Source organism: Pseudomonas sp. VMV1 (assembly GCF_056790235.1).
This window is the reverse complement of sequence record NZ_JBXGSE010000002.1, coordinates 662,901-678,740: the sequence shown is the minus strand read 5'-3', so window position 1 is coordinate 678,740 and position 15,840 is coordinate 662,901. Positions and strand designations below refer to the sequence as shown.

Here is a 15,840-nt window from a genome sequence, read left to right as displayed (position 1 = left end):
TCGCTTGGCCTATGCTGGCACCATGACGCCCTTCGCCGAGCTGCACGCCCTGCCCCGCCGCCTGAGCCAGCCCCAGGTGCGTGCGCTCGCCTGGACCCTGGTCGCCCCGCCGCTGCTGACGACCACCGATACCCGTCATCCGCTGCGTGCCAGCGACTGGGCGCGCGAGCCGGCACGACTGGCCGACTGGCTGCGGCAACAGGACGCGGCGCCCGCTGAACTGGTCGGATGGCTCGCCGAGGGCAGCGACCGCCGCCTGGGCCGGCAGTATGAAAGACTCTGGCAATTCGCCCTGGCGCGCGCACCTGGCGTAAGGCTGCGCGCGGCCAACCTGCCCTTGCGCGAAGGCGAGCGCACCCTGGGTGAACTGGATCTCCTGGTGGAGGATGCGGAGGGCGTTCATCACCTGGAGCTGGCGGTGAAGTTCTACCTGGGTGAAGGCCCACCGGACGCGCCGCGCTGGCTGGGTCCCGGCGGCGAAGACCAGCTGGCGCGCAAGCTCGCCCATCTGCGCCAGCGCCAGCTACCGCTGTCGGCCACGCCCCTGGCCCAGGCCAGCCTGGCGGCCCTGGACATAGCGCCGCCACGGGCAGCGCTGTGGATGGGTGGGTATCTGTTCCAGCCGCTCGCCAGTCCCCTGCCCTGGCCGACCGGCGCCTTGCCACCCCCGCAACCCCAGCTATGGTGCGAGCGAAGGCTGATGCCTGAGGGGCACTGGGAGGTGCTGCCCAAGGGACATTGGTTGGCGCCAGCGGTGGCCGATACCCCCTGCCTGCCGGTGCCGGAGGGCAAACCGATCTGGCCGCAGCTGCTGGTGCGCCGCGACCTTGCGGGTGAGGAGGAAGCCCGCCTGTTCCTGGTGCCCGAAGGTTGGCCGACTCAGTCTGCCGCCAGCCTGGCCAGCTGAGCCTCCAGCGCGCGGCGACCCTGGAGGCCGCCGCTGTGGATCAGCACCAGGCGACTGCCCGCCGCCACGGCGCCGCGCTCGATCTCCTGCCACAGGGCGAGCCAGAGCTTGCCGGTATAGAGCGGATCCAGAGGAATGCCCGTCTGGTCCTCGAACGCCGCCATGGCCCTGGCCAATTCGGCGTCGATCCGACCGAAGCCGCCGCGACTGGCATCCACCAGGCGCCAGTTCGAGGCGGCCTGCCCAGCCAGTAGCGTGTCGAGAGTGCCCTCGACGCCATGCCCGGGTGGCACCGCCAGGCCACCTACCACCTGCCAGCCGGGAGCGGCGGCGCGGATCACCCCGGCCAGGGTGGTGCCGGTGCCGGCGGCCAGCCAGAGTTGCTGGCAATCGGGCCAGCCCAGGACGGCGAGGCCCTGGCGCACGTCCGCGACGATTCCCGCGCAGGCCTGGGCTGCCCGCTCATCGCAACCGCCTTCGGGAATGGGCAACAGGTGTGGATAGCGCGCCTGCCAGGGCTGCCAGAAGTCGGCGTCGTGGCGACGACGATAACCGCCATAGCCTAGCCAGTGCAGGGTCATGCCGCTGTCCTGGAGATCCTGGACGGTAGGCGTCAGGCAGGCATCGCCGCGCAAGAGGCCGACGGTCACGAAGCCCTCCTCCCGTCCAGCCGCCGCCAGGGCGTGCAAATGGTTGGAGTGGGCGCCGCCCAGGCTGATCAGGCCGCGGCCCTCACCCCGGGCCAGGCGCTCGCGCCAGGGCCGTAGCTTGTAACCCTTGTTGCCGTTTTGGCCAGCCGGGCGTCGATCCAGGCGCAACACGGCCAGACGCAGGCCACGCGCGGCCAGGGGTGCAAGATGCACCTCCTGAAGCACGGCAGGTGAAGGACAGGTCATCGGAAGAGCCGCAGGGATCAGAGCGCGACGGCGTCGCCACCGCTGTCATCGCCGCGATGCTCGGCGCAACGGGTCGAGCGCAGGGGATCGAACTGGGCGGGATGCTCCACGCGGACCACTGGCCGGCCGCAGCGCTCGCCGTCCACCTCGGCCTGGCACACCGGCTGCTGGTGATGCTCCAACCAGCGCTGGTACTGCTCCCGGCTGACCTTGCAGTGGTCGGCGACGAAACCCAGCGGATCGGCGCTGAAGCGCGGAACGTCCTGGCGGCTGAGGATGAGATGCCCGGCACCCGGCTGGAAGGTAACGAAGAGGATGCCCTGGCGCGCCAGGCGCTCCAGCTGACCCTCATTGCTGTCGCCGACCAGTTGAGCGCAGCGTTCGCGCAGCTGGCGGATGTCGTCCTGCAACTGGCCGTCCAGCTCGTCGCGGTACTTGAGCTCTACCTCGCGGATGGTCAGCTGGTTCTTCAGCTCGCCTACCGCGGCGGCTACCCGGGCCTCGCTTTCGGCCTCGGCCTGGATGCGCAGCGCCTCGATCTTGTAGAGGGCGTTTCTTTCCAGGGTGTGCATCTGTTCGTTGAGTTCTTCGCGCTGCTGACGAGCCAGCTCGTGCTGCTGCTCCAGGTGCTGGGCCAGGGCCGCGTAGCGCACCTCCAGCTCGGCCTTGGCGGTCCGCAACTCGTCGGCGTCGCGTTGCAGGCGCGCCAGGTCTTCCTGGTGCTGGCGGGTCAGGGTGAGCAGACGGGTGCGCTGGCCGGCGATCAGCTTGTCCAGCGCCTCCTGATGCTCCTGGGCGAGGATGCGGCGGACCCGTTCGAGACGGGCCTCGACGTCGATGCCGTCAGCGGCGCTGGGATGGTATTCGCCGGCCAGCTCGACCTCGCCATCGCGGGGCGCGACCAGCCCCAGGCAGTCACGGATCGCCTGCCAGTCGTCGTGTTCGGCATCGCTGCGTGGATCCCAGAGATCGCCCTGGTGCCAGGAAAGGGGACATTGGCTGCGGCTGGCCAGCCGGATTGGTCCGGCGCCCAGATCGGGACCAACGCCGCCGCGCTCGGCCAGCTCCCCCAGCGGCAGATCCCATTCCGGCAGCGGACTGCCCTGGGCATCGAAGGCCAGCAGAAAGAACACCGCGGCCTTGACCCGGCGATGGTCATCCAGCAGCAGATAGACGAAGCGATGGCGCCGTCCGGCACAGTCGAGCAGTCCCTGCTCGCCCTGCCAGAGCGCCTGGAAATCGGGAAACAACAGGGCGCGGTTCACGCCCTGGTCGCCGAACCCCAGCACCACCGGGGTCAGTACCGCCTCTTCGTTCAACGTCTCTGCCATCTGTAGCCGCGTGCTCTGTCGATCCCACATGAATTCCGAGGCTGGCGCCATGCGCCCGCTTGGGCATGGCATGCCAGGGTCGAAGCGACCGGACAGGCCCCTACCGCCAACCTCCAGGCGACGACGCGCTCATGCTGCGTCCCGCCCGACGTCTCCGAAACGCCAGGCCCCCACCCGGCGCATCAGGACGGCAGCTTAGCCAATCCTGGTCGACGGGATGGAAGAGAGACCGGACATTGGGACGAGGGTCGGCCCAGAGAAGATGTTATGCGGAGCGCGTCACAGAAATCATCCCTGATTGCAACGAAGAGTTACAGCTGAGCGGCAAGCCGGGTGGCCTGGTCGATGGCGCGCTTGGCATCGAGCTCTGCCGCGACATCCGCGCCACCAACCCGGTGCACCGCCATGCCAGCGCCGACCAGCTCGTCTTCCAGCTCACGCAGGGATTCCTGACCGGCGCAGAGCACCACGTTATCCACCTCAAGCAGCTGCTCGGTGCCATCGGGCAGGCGCAGGTGCAGGCCGGCATCGTCGATACGTAGATATTCCACGCCACCCACCGCCTGGACGCCGCGCTGCTGTAGCCGCGCGCGATGGATCCAGCCGGTGGTCTTGCCGAGGCCCTTGCCGGGCTTGCCGGGCTTGCGCTGCAACAGCCAGACCTCACGCGGCACTGCCGGCGGCGCGGCCGGGGCCAGGCCACCGCGGTTGCTGAAGCTGGGATCTATGCCCCACTCCTGGTAGAAGGCGGTGATGGGGTCGGCGTCCTGGTGCCCATGGGTAAGGAAATCCGCCACGTCGAAGCCGATGCCGCCGGCACCGATCAGGGCCACCCGCCGCCCTACCGGCTTGCGTTCCAGCAGCACGTCCAGATAGCCCAGCACCTTGGGATGGTCGACGCCGGGGATGGGTGGAACGCGCGGGGTCACCCCGGTGGCCAGCAGCACGGCCTCGAAGCCACCCGCTTGCAGCTCGGCAGCGGTGACCCGGTGATTGAGACGGACCTCGACGCCGAGCCGCTCCAGGCGGCGCTGGAAATACCTCAGGGTCTCGCCGAACTCCTCCTTGCCGGGGATGCGCTTGGCGACATTGAACTGGCCTCCAATGCGCTCGCTTGACTCGAACAGCACCACGCCATGGCCCCGCTCGGCCAGGGTGCAGGCGGCGGCCAGGCCAGCCGGTCCGGCACCGACCACGGCGAAGGTGCGGGGCTGGGCCGTGGGCAGGATCTGCAATTCGGTTTCGTGGCAGGCACGCGGATTGACCAGGCAGCTGGTCAGCTTGCCGGCGAAGGTATGGTCCAGGCAGGCCTGGTTGCAGGCGATGCAGGTATTGATCTCGTCGGCCCGGCCAGCGGCGGCCTTGGCGACGAACTCGGGATCGGCCAGCAGCGGGCGCGCCATGGACACCAGGTCGGCCTGGCCGGCGGCAAGGATGGCCTCGGCCACCTCCGGGGTATTGATGCGGTTGGTGGCGATCAGCGGCACCCTGACGTGGCCCTTGAGCTGGGCGGTGACCGCAGCGAAGGCACCACGCGGCACCAGGGTCGCGATGGTGGGAATGCGCGCCTCGTGCCAGCCGATGCCGGTATTGATCAGGCTCACCCCAGCGGCCTCCAGCCAGCGCGCCAGCTGCAGGCATTCCTCGGGCGTGCTGCCCTGCTCCACCAGATCCAGCAGCGAGAGGCGGAAGATGATGAGGAAGTCCGGACCGGTGGCCGCACGGATGCCCTCGACGATGGCCAGCGCCAGGCGGCAGCGACTGGCGAAATCGCCACCCCAGCGATCCGTGCGGTGGTTGGTCCGCGCGGCGATGAACTGGTTGATGAAATAGCCTTCGGAGCCCATCACCTCGACGCCATCGTAGCCGGCCTGCTGCGCCAGCTGGGCACACCGGATGAAGGCGGCGATCTGCGTCTCGACCTCGGCATCCTGCAACTCGCGCGGGGTGAAGGGATTGATCGGCGCCTGCAACGCCGAGGGCGCCACCAGCAGCGGGTTATAGGCATAGCGACCGGCATGCAGGATCTGCAGGCAGATGCGACCACCCGCGGCGTGTACGGCTTCGGTCACCGGGCGGTGGTGCTCGGCTTCCTCGGCGGTGGTCAGCTTGGCCGCGCCCTTGGCCACGGCGCCTTCCTCATTGGGCGCGATGCCACCGGTGACGATCAGCCCCACGCCACCGCGGGCCCGCTCGGCGAAAAAGGCCGCCATTCGTGCGAAACCACCCGGCCGCTCTTCCAGCCCGGTATGCATGGAGCCCATCACCACACGATTGCGCAACGTGATCGCTCCCACTGGTAGGGGTTCGAGCAGATGCGGATAGCATTCCACAGGGGTGGTATTACGAGGGGCAAGCTCAATCATGGCGGTCTCCGGTCATTGGCCTTTCTAGGAAAGCCTGGCGCCACGATAGGAGCAGCAGGGCCGGGCCTCAATCACCAGAAATGACAACCTCTTTACCCAAATGCACAGCCCCCCCCTTGGCAGTGACGGCGCGGTCTCCTACCCTGAGCACCTTTATTCCGCCCGGCCAAGGGGGCCGGGACCGCTCTGGAGTGCCGATGCGCAAGCTCGTGTTCCTGGTGCTGATCGCCCTGTTCGCCGTGCTGGCGGGCTGGGTGGCCCAGCGGCCAGCCTTCCATTACCTGTCCGATCTGCGCAGCAGCCTGGCGGTGGATCTGACCGCCACGCCGGCCGCGGCTACCACCGGCAACCTGCTGGGAATCGAACCCGAGCTGGTGGCCCTGGACTATGGCAATCCCGAGCGGCTGCGTCTCAAGCTCGACGCCTACCTGGCCAATGCCCGCCGGCTGGGCCTGATCGGTGCCCAGACCATCGTGGTGCTGCCCGAGCACCTGGGCACGCCCCTGGCGCTGATGGGCGAAAAGCCCGAGGTCTACGCCGCCGCTCAGAGCAAGGAAGCCATAGAATGGCTGGTCCTGGGCAACCCGCTACGGGTCGCCCGGGCCTGGTTCCAGAGCGAAGGGGATCGCCGCCTGGCCGACAGTTTGCTGCGCATGAAAGCCTGGGACATGGCCAGTGCCTATCAGCAGCTCTTCGCCGGCCTCGCCCGCGAGTACGGCGTCACCCTGGTGGCCGGCTCCATCGTCCTGCCCGGTCCGGCGCTGGTCGACGGCGAATTGCAGGTGGGCAGTGGACCGCTACGCAATGTCACCCTGGTGTTTGGCCCTGATGGCAAACCACTAGGCGAGCCGCTGGTGCGACCGCTGACAGCCAGCGAGGTAGGCGATGACCTGAGTCCGCCGCTGCTGCGGCTGGATACGCCGCTGGGCCGCCTGGGCGTCATCCAGGGTAGTGATACCGGACGCACCGGCGTGCTGGACGCCCCCCAGGTGGATCTGCTGGCCATTCCCGCCCTTGCCTCGGGGGCCACCCCGGCACCTGCGCCCTTCGATCCTCAGCGTCTGCGCGCGGCCGGTATCCGCGCCGCGCTGGAAGTTCACCTGCAGGGACGCCTCTGGGAATGGCAGGCCAGCGGCCCCAGCCAGGCCTTCACGCCGGACGGAGAATCGGCGACCGACCCCGCCCGCAGCGGCAGCAAGCTGCTCAATCTGCGGCTATGAGCGCACCCGCGCTGCGCCTGGGCGACCTCTCCACCGGTTTCGTGCTGGCGCTGGCCGCCGCGGTGGCGACTCGCGGGGCGGACGCCACGGGTCTGCTCGATCGCTTTGGCCTGACGGCGGCGCGGCTGGCCGAACCCGGTGGACGGCTGTCGATTCCCCACTACATGCGTCTTGGTCATGCCGCCCTGGAGCTGACCGGCGATCCGGCGTTGGGTCTGGCGATGGGCCAGGCGATGCGTCCAGCCTTTCTCGGGCTCGCGGGAGTGACGGTGGCCCAGGCACCGGATGTGCGCCATGCCGCGGAGACGCTGCTGGCGCTGGAGCCGCTCTATGGCCGCAACTACCGTGGCCAGACGCGCTATGCGGCCCAGGGGCGCGACGCCTGGCTGCACTTCTATAGCATCAGCCCCTACAACGCCTACAACAGCTTCGTGGTCGACGTGGTGCTCACCGCCTGGCTGGCGCTACTGAGTGCCGTGGCCGGTCACCGTCTGCATCCCCGCCGTGTGCTCATCGAATACCCGGCGCCGGCGGACCTGGCGCCCTACGAGGCCGCCTTCGGTTGCCCGGTGGAATTCGGCGCCGCCGAGAACGCCCTCTTGCTCGACGCCCGCGCCTTGAGCCTGACCGGCCCCGAGCACTGCCCCGCCACCTGGCGCCAGTTGCTGGCCCTGAGCGAAGCCGAACGTGCCCGCCTGACGCGTACCCGTGGCCTCAGCGAACGGGTGATCGAGGTCATGGGGCCCTTGCTGCGCCATGGCGAGCCGACCCTGGAGCAGATCGCCGTACGGCTGCGCCTGCCCTCCTGGACCCTCAGGCGCAAGCTCGCCGAGGAAGGCACCCAGTACCGCACCCTGCTCAATCTCACCCGCCGCGACCTGGCGCTGGCCTATATCCGCGATACCGAGGCCAGTTTCGGCGAGATCGCCTATCTCCTGGGTTTTGCCTCGCCGGCTGCCTTCCAGCGCGCGTTCAAGCGCTGGACCGAGCAGACGCCCGGCGACTGGCGCCGCCTGCAGCGGCAGACGATCGCAGGCTGAAGGGAGCATAGGCGGCGATAGAAGGTCCTAACTGGCTGACTCCTGGCCATGACCGCTGCCCTGCCCATGTCGACTTTCCTGCTCTCCCTGTTGCTGCTGCTCCTCGCCCTGCCCCTGCGGGCTGCCGAAACCCCCGCCAACGCCCCTGCCGGACTCGACCCCCAGCAGGCGCGCCAGGTCGCGGCCCTGTTGCAGGATCCGCAACGTCGCCAGGAGCTGATCCTGACGCTTCAGGCCATCGCCAGCCAGCCGGCGAGCGCCAGCGGAACGCCTGCCGCCGCGGCGCCGGCCACGGCGGCTGCCCCAGCCCCCGCTCAGGCAGCCAGCGAGGAAAAGGCGCTGGTACCCCTGGAGGCCAACGGCCTTATCGCCCAGACGCTCAATCGCGTCGGTCGCTGGGCCGACAACCTGGGCACCGAGCTGAATCAGGTGCAGCGGGCGGTACGCAAGTTGCCGGACTGGTCGCGCGCCAGCTTTACCTCCGAAGCGGGCCGCCGCGCCCTGTTGCAAGCCCTGTTGACCCTCGCGACCCTGTTCGCCGCCGGCCTGCTCGGCGAATGGCTGGTGCGCCGGATGCTCCAACGCCCGCGGCAGAACCTGCAGCGCCATGCCGATCAGGCCGACGGTCGGGCTCGGCGCCGCGCCCAGCAGGCGCCCGCTCAGCAGCCTTCGCCCGCTGCCACCGCCGCCGACGAGGAAGCCGCTACCCGCCCCGCCGACCCTGCCGTGGCGCTGGTCAAGATCCAGCGCGATGGCGTGGACCAGCTGGAAGAAGTACCCATCGCGCCTTCCGACAGTGCTGCGCCACCACCAAGCGAGCCTGTGGCCGAACCCGACCATCCGGTCGCCAGCGCCGCGGCTCGCGCCCGGCCCACCGCCGAGGAACACTGGACCACGCTGCGTCACCTGCCCTTCGCCCTGGGCCTGCTGCTGCTGGAACTGCTGCCGCTACTGGTGTTCTGGACGATCGCGGCACTGCTCATCCACTACCTGGTGGGGGCGGATGCCAGCGAGCACGAGCTGGTCGGAGGGTTTATCGGTGCCTATCTCACCACCCGCCTCGCGCTGATCATCATCCGCCTGCTGATCGATCCGGCCGCCCACGGCATTCGCCTGCTCAAGGTAAGGGCGGGACTGGCCTGCACGCTGCTGCGCTGGCTGCATGCCTTCGTCGCGCTGGTCACCTTTGGCCTGGCTCTGGCACAGGCGGCGGACATCCTCGGCGCCAGCGAGGCCGGACGCGAAGCCATCGTCAAACTGGTTTCGCTGCTGGCGCACCTGCTGGTGGTCGGCCTGATCTTTCACGTCCGCCGTCCGGTGGCCATGCGCATCGCCGGGCGCCAGGACGGCAATGGCGCCCTGACCGTGCTGCGTGCCTGGCTGGGTCAGGTGTGGGCCCTGTTCGCCGCGGTCTTCGTGCTGGGCGGCTGGACCATGTGGGCGCTCGACATCGAAGACGGCCTGCCACGGCTGATGAATTTCGTCGCCCTTTCGGCCGGCATCGTCATCCTCGGCCGCCTGGCAGCGGTTTTCCTGCTCGGCCTGCTCGGTCGCCTGTTCCAGCCGGCACCGAGCGAAGGCGCCAGCAGCATCGATCTGCACCTGCAGCGCTACTATCCGCTGGCCCGCTGGCTGGTGGGGGTGATCGTCACCCTGGTCACGGTCCTGGCGCTGTTCCAGTCCTGGGGCTGGAGCGTGCTGGACTGGTTCGGTGACGGCAGCATCGGGCGCAGCCTGCTTTCCGCCTTCCTCACCATCCTCATTGCCGCCATCATCGCCGTGGTGGTCTGGGAAGGCGCCAATGTCACGGTAAACCGGCGCCTGAGCAGCTGGACCGAACGCGGCGATACGGTACGCGCGGCCCGTCTGCGCACCCTGCTGCCCATGTTGCGCACCGGCCTGTTCATCCTGGTCGCACTCATCGTCGGCCTGACCGCCCTGAGCGAACTGGGCATCAACACCACGCCCCTGCTGGCCAGCGCCAGCATCATCGGCGTGGCCCTGGGCTTCGGCTCGCAGAAGCTGGTGCAGGACTTCATCACCGGCATCTTTCTGCTGCTGGAAAACGCCATGCAGGTCGGCGACTGGGTCACCGTGGCCGGGGTCTCGGGCACCGTGGAATACCTGTCGATTCGCACCGTGCGCCTGCGCGCCGGGGACGGCTCCCTGCACATCGTGCCCTTCAGCTCGGTGTCAGCGGTCAACAACATCAACCGCGGCCTGGGCAACGCCGCCTTGCGCATCAGCGTGGGCTACGCCGAAGACATCGAGCGTGCCATCGCCGAACTCAAGGATATCGGTGCCGGCATGCGCGCCGATGACGCCTTCAAGGACCTGATCCTCGCCGATCTGGAAATCTGGGGCGTAGATGCCGTCGATGGCTCCATGGTGACCATCGCCGGCCAGATGAGATGCATCGACAAGGGCCGCTGGGGTGTGCAGCGCGAACTCAACCGCCGCATCCTCGAACGCTTCCGCGAGCGCGGCATCGAGATCGCAAACCCGCGTGCCAGCCTGTTGCTGCCCAGCGAAGCCGGTATCGTACCCTCCACGCCCATTCAGCCACGTCCCGCGGAGTAGACCTCGTGCAGTTTCGCCAAGATGCCTTCAATGGCCTGATCATCGACGCCGCCTCGCTGCCCACCACCCGCGAGGCCTTCGCCCCAGCCCTGGCGGAGCTGCTCGACGGCGCCCGGCGCGAAGGTCGCAACCTGATCTGGCTGACCCTGCCCCTGGCCCTGGGCGAACTGGTCGGCGTGGCGACCGCTGCCGGCTTCGTCTTTCACAACTGTCTCGAACAGGAACTGACCCTGGTGTGGCGCGGCACGCCCACGGCCTTCGCGCCCTTCGTGCCGACCCACAGCCTGGGTGTGGGCGGACTGGCACTGAACAGCCACGGCGAACTCCTGGCGATCCGCGAACGCGGCAGCCAGGGCTACAAGCTACCGGGTGGCCACGTCGAGCTGGGCGAGGACCTGGGTCCTGCGGTGATCCGCGAGGTCTGGGAAGAAACCGGCATCCACAGCGCCTTTCGCAGCATCGCCGGCCTGGTGACCACCCATCCCTACCGTTTCGGCAAGTCCAATCTCTATGTGGTCTGCCGCCTTGACCCGCTGGATGTCGATATCGCCATCCAGGATCCCGAGGAGATCGAGGACGCCCGCTGGCTACCGCTGCCCGACTACCTGGCCGATCCGGGCAACAGCGCCTTCAATCGCGAGCTGGTGCGCAGCCTGGTCCAGGCCGAGGGCCTGCTGCCCAGCGCCCTGAACAGCGAGCGCTATCCCAAGGCAGAAGTCTTTCTGGCTCAGCCGTCGAAGGACTGATCCATGCTCTCGGCCGGATGGGCGTCGCGCGGGCGGCCTACCGGCCGGGCGGGAATGCCCACCACCGTGGTATGGGGCGCCACGGGGCGCAGCACCACGCTGTTGGCACCGATCTTGGCGCCTTCGCCGATCTCCAGATTCCCAAGGATCTTGACCCCGGCGCCGATCATCACGCCGCGACGCACCTTGGGATGACGATCGCCCTGCTCCTTGCCGGTACCGCCCAGGGTCACCTGCTGCAGGATGGACACCTCATCCTCCACCACCGCGGTCTCACCAATGACGATGCCGGTGCCGTGGTCGAGCATGATGCCGCAGCCCAGCCGTGCGGCCGGGTGGATGTCGATGGCCAGCAGGCGATTGCAGCGCGCCTGCAGGTGCAGCGCCAGCAGACGCTCGTCGTGGGCCCAGAGGGCATGTCCCAGGCGATGGGCCTGCAGCGCCAGGAAGCCCTTGGAAAAGAGAAATATCTCCAGCAGGCTGGCATAGGCCGGATCCCGTGCCAGCACCGCTTCCAGGTCCGCGCAGGCGGATGCGACCAGCGCCGGACGCTCGGCATGCAGGGCGGCGAAGCGCTGTGCGAGCCGGTCGGCCTGTTGCGGATCTTCGGCCAGGGCCTCCGCGCAGCGCCGGCCCAGGGCCGCAGCCAGGTCCTCCGGTTCAAGCAGCGCACGCGTCAGCCCAGCGGCCAGGGCAGGCGCCTCACGGCACCCGGCCTCGGCCTGGGCGCGCAGGAGTTGCCAGAGTTGGGTAGCGGAGCGAAGGCGCATGGCGAGCGGTGTCTTTCAGCGAGGGGCGCCAAGCTTAGCGGGCCTGGCGGACAGCGTCTTGTACATCAGGGTGGTGCTGTCACGGCGCTCGGGTTGCCGGGCATCCAGGGCGTAGCCAGGAATCCTGCCGACCACCTGATAGCCGAGGGACAGATAGAGCGGCTCGGCATGGTCATCACTGCGGGTATCCAGGGTCAGCAACTCACGCCTCTGGGCCTGGGCGGCCGCTTCCACCGCCTGCATCAGCCGACGGGCCAGGCCCTGCCGGCGGTACGCCGGATGCACCAGTAGCTTGACCACCTCCGCGCGGTGCGGCTGATTGGCCGGGGTATCCAGCACCAGTTGCACGCTGCCGACCACACGCCCGGCCTGGAGGGCGGCGAACAGCAGGCGATCGCCGCGGGCCAGGCCCGGCGCGACTCCTTCGGTCCAGAAGCGATGATTCACGGCGTCGGTGAGCGGCAGGATGAAGCCGATGCTCGCCCCCTCCAGCACACAGGCGGCCAGCAGCTGCTGGAATTCGTCCAGGTGCGCCTTGAGGTCGGCGACCTCTAGCCGTTCGATGCGACAAGCAGTGGTCATGGCAGCTCCTCAGATCATGAACAAGAGATAGCGAGCGCCGGCAGCGCCGCTGAGAAAACGACTGCTGCCCCACAGGCGATAGCGCAGGCAATCGCCACTGCTCAGCCGATAGGGCTGCTCCTCGATCCAGAGCTGCAACTCGCCCTCCAGCATCAGCAGATGGTGTTCGAGGCCTGGTCGAGGGGAGGCCTCATAGCGGATATCGACGCCGGGGCCCAACTGACTCTCGATCACCTCACCCGCCAGCGCCTGGGCCGGCGGTGACACGGAGCGGCGGCTAAAGGCCTGCGCGGGATCCGTCCAGACCTGCTGGGCCTGGCGCTGGACCTGTGCCGGAAAAGACTGCTCCACGCTATGCAGCAGGCGCGTCAGGGTCAGGCCGTAGGCCGAACAGAGCTGGCCAAGCACCGCCGTCGTCGGGTTGACCTCGGCATTTTCCAGCCGTGACAGGGTTGCGCGACTCACTCCGCTGAGGGTCGCCAGCTGTTCGAGTGACAGACCACCTTCGAGGCGCAAGGCCTTGAGTCTGAGTGCCAGGCGTTCATCGAGCATGGTTCACCTCCCATTTTCGGGATTTTTTCTCACAAAAGAGAAAATCGAGCAACCCGTTTTTTGGGAAACTTGCTATCCAGTCTATAACTATCGCATTAAACTTTATCGGAAAAACCCTTTAATCCCTGGCTATCATATTAGGGACCCGGCGTCCGTTAATAAGGCAACCAGAGGCTCTGGAAAGAGTGCCTGAACAATTTTGCTTATTGAGAGGCCGCTAAACCACCGCGCTAAATACGGAACCTTGGAATGACATCTTCCATGTCCAAAAAGAACGCGACGGCAGAATAGACGTCTCAGTTATTGACCGCGCCGGACACCAGCCTGGGCGCGCCTTTCTGCGATCTATTTCAAAAAATGTCGGCACTCCAGGGTTATTGCCCAGACATTGGCAGTAAAACCGCTGAAATCCTTTACAACCCCTGTACAACTTTCTTTTCAGGGGCTCTAGTCCGGCCAGTAGAAACTCAAGCCTTGTATTCAAATTAAACGTCGTCCAATAAAACGCCCTCCTATCAGCCTGCTCGAACTCGCTCGTTTAACTCCTACTCTCAATAAGCGAACCGCCTGGCCTTTGGGGGGCACGGCGCTCGACTCGTGAGTAACCTGAAGTGGGAGAAGTTCTTATGGCTAACAAGAGCAGCAATCCAGGCAACTTCGCCAACAATCGCGAACGTGCCGCCGATGCCGGACGCAAGGGTGGACGAGCCAGTGGTGGAAACTTCGCCAACAATCCCGCGCGAGCCTCTGAAGCCGGGCGCAAGGGTGGCCAGAACAGCCACGGTACCCGTAAGACCGAGGCTGAAAGCGACGCTGTCTCCTCCTGACAACCGCCCATCGGGCCGGCAGCCGCCTGGTAGTTGCTACCCTTGGCAGGCTGCCCTTGGCGTTGAGCCTGGGCACCCCTCCGCCCCACTTTACTCAGCCTGTCCGGAACTGAGCTTCAACTCACATAAATGTATGGCCGTGCTACTTTTAGCGGACAGCCCGAGTGGCCCGCAGGGCTCACTCCCCCAGCCCTCGTCCGCCAGCACCGGTGCCCATGCTCAACAACATTCGCATCCAGAACAAACTCTTCGCCGGCTTCGCCGCCATCATTGCCCTGGTGGTCCTGCTGCTCTGGTTGACCTATGCCTCGTTGCAGAGCCTGGTCGATGCCAATCGCTGGGACCGGCATACCGCCGAGGTACTGCTGTCCGTCACGGCGCTGGACAACAACCTCCTCGAAGCCCGTGCCAAGGTGCGCAACTACTGGTATTCCGGAGCCGCCGCCGACGCCGAGCTTGCCCGCCAGGCGCTGCCTCTACTGATGGCAGCGGTGCGCGTGCCCCAGCGGCTGACCCAGGACAATCCCGAGCAACAGCAGCGCCTCGCGCGGCTGACCGCGGATCTCGACAGTTGGCGGCAACAGACTTTCGAACCCCTGCTGCGGCTGCGTGACACCGGCAATCTCTCTCCAGCGCAGTTGGCCAACGAGCCGCTGATCACCGCCTTGATCAGCCAGGTCGCTGCCATGCGCCAGCAGATCCAGAGCATCGCCGATGACGAGCGCCACCTGTCCGCCCAGCGCGCCGACCATACCGAGGAAGTACGCAGCCAGCTGACCTGGACCCTGGTCGCGGGCGGCTCCTTCTGCGTACTGCTGGCCGCGCTCATCGCCTGGTTGCTCTCTCATCACCTGCTGCGCTCGATTCGTGCCCTGACCGACACGGTGGCACGGATCTCTGCGGGCGAAAGCAGCGCCCGGGTGAAGGTGCAGGGCCGGGACGAACTCGGCCAAGTGGGGCTGGCCTTCAATCAGATGGCCCAGCAGATCCAGGACGACCATGCCCGCGAGCAGGCATTGATGCAGCGCCTGCGCGCCGACGTCGACGACCTGCTCGGGGTGGTCAACAAGGCCGCAGCGGGAGACCTCACCGGGCGCACCGCGGTCAGTGGCGACGATGCCATCGGCCAACTGGCCCGCGGCCTGGGCAAGATGATCGAGGACCTGCGCGGCATGATCGCCAAGGTCCAGCGCGCTGGTATCCAGGTGACCTCTTCCACGACGGAAATCGCCGCGTCCTCGCGCCAGCAGGAAGCCACCAGCATCGAACAGGCCCAGACCAGCGTGGAGGTGCTGAGCACCACACGGGAAATCGCCGCCAACGCCAATGCCCTGGTCCGTACCATGGAAGAAGCCGTGCAGGTGGCGGACGAGACCACCAATGGCGCGGTACAGGCGCGCACCAGCCTGACGAGCATGGATGGCACCATGCAGCGCATGGTGGCGGCGACCGACTCCATCAACGCCAAGCTCGCCGCCCTGTCGGAGAAGTCCAGCCACATCAACAAGGTGCTGACCACCATCACCAAGGTGGCCGACCAGACCAATCTGCTGTCGCTCAACGCCGCCATCGAGGCGGAGAAGGCCGGTGAAGCAGGCCGCGGCTTCTCGGTGGTGGCGACCGAGATCCGCCGCCTGTCGGACCAGACCACCGCCGCGACCGATGATATCGAGCAGATGCTCAAGGACATGAATTCCGCGGTCTCCGCCAGCGTCATGGGCATGGACAAGTTCTCCGAGGAAATCCGCCGCAGCGTGCAGGAAGTGGCAAGCGTCAGCGATCAGCTGGCCGAGGTGATCGAAGACGTACAGAAATTGCCTGCGCGCTTCGACATCGTCCTGGAAGGCATGCAGTCCCAGGCGATAGGCGCCGGCCAGATCGCCGAGACCATCACCCAGCTCAACGACAGCACCCAGCAGACCACCGAGGCGCTCAAGGCCACCAGTGAGGCCGTCCAGTATCTCCAGCAGGCGGCGCAGGACCTGCAGAGCAGTGTCGCTACTTTCTCGGTCACCCGTTGAGC

General features: G+C 67.3%; 12 protein-coding genes and 1 pseudogene. 7 read left to right on the top strand and 6 right to left on the bottom strand.

Annotation, left to right across the window (positions count from 1 at the left end; translation table 11 throughout):
• The first annotated feature begins 22 nt into the window (after nt 1-22).
• Nucleotides 23-907, top strand: a complete 885-nt coding sequence (locus tag ACUCV0_RS08690) for a DUF1853 family protein (RefSeq protein WP_482212589.1) — start codon at nt 23-25, stop codon at nt 905-907.
• Here the strand turns inward: ACUCV0_RS08690 and ACUCV0_RS08685 are convergent.
• The 3 genes from ACUCV0_RS08685 to ACUCV0_RS08675 form a co-directional block, all read right to left on the bottom strand.
• Nucleotides 880-1,803 (bottom strand): 1-aminocyclopropane-1-carboxylate deaminase/D-cysteine desulfhydrase, encoded by a 924-nt coding sequence (locus tag ACUCV0_RS08685; RefSeq protein ID WP_482212505.1) that lies wholly within the window; start codon nt 1,801-1,803, stop codon nt 880-882. The two genes, ACUCV0_RS08690 and ACUCV0_RS08685, sit on opposite strands and share 28 nt — an antisense overlap.
• A 17-nt stretch (nt 1,804-1,820) precedes the next feature.
• A complete protein-coding gene (locus ACUCV0_RS08680; RefSeq protein WP_174523139.1) occupies nt 1,821-3,134 on the bottom strand; it encodes a chromosome partitioning protein ParA in 1,314 nt (437 codons plus the stop codon).
• Between the two features lie 311 nt (nt 3,135-3,445).
• Complete coding sequence (locus ACUCV0_RS08675; RefSeq protein WP_313647214.1) at nt 3,446-5,500, bottom strand: oxidoreductase; 2,055 nt, start codon at nt 5,498-5,500, stop codon at nt 3,446-3,448.
• A 197-nt stretch (nt 5,501-5,697) separates the two neighbouring features.
• On the opposite strand from ACUCV0_RS08675, the gene ACUCV0_RS08670 reads away from it, so the two are divergent.
• The 4 genes from ACUCV0_RS08670 to ACUCV0_RS08655 are packed head-to-tail and all read left to right on the top strand — an operon-like array spanning nt 5,698 to nt 11,086.
• Nucleotides 5,698-6,720 (top strand): carbon-nitrogen hydrolase family protein, encoded by a 1,023-nt coding sequence (locus ACUCV0_RS08670; RefSeq protein WP_313647213.1) that lies wholly within the window; start codon nt 5,698-5,700, stop codon nt 6,718-6,720.
• On the top strand, nt 6,717-7,760 hold the full coding sequence (locus ACUCV0_RS08665) for an AraC family transcriptional regulator (protein WP_482212504.1): 1,044 nt from the start codon (nt 6,717-6,719) through the stop codon (nt 7,758-7,760). The genes ACUCV0_RS08670 and ACUCV0_RS08665 overlap by 4 nt, the downstream gene beginning before the upstream one ends.
• Nucleotides 7,761-7,808: 48 nt before the next feature.
• Entirely contained in the window at nt 7,809-10,340 is a 2,532-nt protein-coding gene (locus ACUCV0_RS08660) for a mechanosensitive ion channel domain-containing protein (protein WP_482212503.1), read from the top strand.
• A 5-nt stretch (nt 10,341-10,345) separates the two neighbouring features.
• Complete coding sequence (locus ACUCV0_RS08655; RefSeq protein ID WP_313647210.1) at nt 10,346-11,086, top strand: NUDIX domain-containing protein; 741 nt, start codon at nt 10,346-10,348, stop codon at nt 11,084-11,086.
• Here the strand turns inward: ACUCV0_RS08655 and cysE are convergent.
• The 3 genes from cysE to ACUCV0_RS08640 are packed head-to-tail and all read right to left on the bottom strand — an operon-like array spanning nt 11,068 to nt 12,990.
• Nucleotides 11,068-11,856 (bottom strand): serine O-acetyltransferase, encoded by a 789-nt coding sequence (gene cysE, locus ACUCV0_RS08650; protein WP_059315368.1) that lies wholly within the window; start codon nt 11,854-11,856, stop codon nt 11,068-11,070. The genes ACUCV0_RS08655 and cysE overlap by 19 nt on opposite strands.
• Nucleotides 11,857-11,871: 15 nt before the next feature.
• A complete protein-coding gene (locus tag ACUCV0_RS08645) occupies nt 11,872-12,438 on the bottom strand; it encodes a GNAT family N-acetyltransferase (RefSeq protein WP_059315369.1) in 567 nt (188 codons plus the stop codon).
• 9 nt (nt 12,439-12,447) lie between these two features.
• A complete protein-coding gene (locus ACUCV0_RS08640; RefSeq protein WP_482212502.1) occupies nt 12,448-12,990 on the bottom strand; it encodes a helix-turn-helix domain-containing protein in 543 nt (180 codons plus the stop codon).
• A gap of 650 nt (nt 12,991-13,640) precedes the next feature.
• Here ACUCV0_RS08640 and ACUCV0_RS08635 point away from each other — a divergent pair.
• Both ACUCV0_RS08635 and ACUCV0_RS08630 read left to right on the top strand, forming a co-directional pair.
• Nucleotides 13,641-13,817: pseudogene (locus ACUCV0_RS08635) on the top strand (con-10 family general stress protein); the annotation flags it as partial.
• Between the two features lie 215 nt (nt 13,818-14,032).
• Nucleotides 14,033-15,838: a methyl-accepting chemotaxis protein gene (locus ACUCV0_RS08630; protein ID WP_313647208.1), complete on the top strand. Its 1,806-nt coding sequence runs from the start codon at nt 14,033-14,035 to the stop codon at nt 15,836-15,838.
• Nucleotides 15,839-15,840: the final 2 nt, after the last annotated feature.

Coding starts and splice junctions, on each gene's coding strand:
- ACUCV0_RS08640 (WP_482212502.1), bottom strand. CDS start 12,990: ATGCTCGATGAACGCCTGGCACTCAGACTCAAGGCCTTGCGCCTCGAA.
- ACUCV0_RS08645 (WP_059315369.1), bottom strand. CDS start 12,438: ATGACCACTGCTTGTCGCATCGAACGGCTAGAGGTCGCCGACCTCAAG.
- ACUCV0_RS08685 (WP_482212505.1), bottom strand. CDS start 1,803: ATGACCTGTCCTTCACCTGCCGTGCTTCAGGAGGTGCATCTTGCACCC.
- cysE (WP_059315368.1), bottom strand. CDS start 11,856: ATGCGCCTTCGCTCCGCTACCCAACTCTGGCAACTCCTGCGCGCCCAG.
- ACUCV0_RS08675 (WP_313647214.1), bottom strand. CDS start 5,500: ATGATTGAGCTTGCCCCTCGTAATACCACCCCTGTGGAATGCTATCCG.
- ACUCV0_RS08660 (WP_482212503.1), top strand. CDS start 7,809: ATGACCGCTGCCCTGCCCATGTCGACTTTCCTGCTCTCCCTGTTGCTG.
- ACUCV0_RS08690 (WP_482212589.1), top strand. CDS start 23: ATGACGCCCTTCGCCGAGCTGCACGCCCTGCCCCGCCGCCTGAGCCAG.
- ACUCV0_RS08665 (WP_482212504.1), top strand. CDS start 6,717: ATGAGCGCACCCGCGCTGCGCCTGGGCGACCTCTCCACCGGTTTCGTG.
- ACUCV0_RS08630 (WP_313647208.1), top strand. CDS start 14,033: ATGCTCAACAACATTCGCATCCAGAACAAACTCTTCGCCGGCTTCGCC.
- ACUCV0_RS08670 (WP_313647213.1), top strand. CDS start 5,698: ATGCGCAAGCTCGTGTTCCTGGTGCTGATCGCCCTGTTCGCCGTGCTG.
- ACUCV0_RS08680 (WP_174523139.1), bottom strand. CDS start 3,134: ATGGCAGAGACGTTGAACGAAGAGGCGGTACTGACCCCGGTGGTGCTG.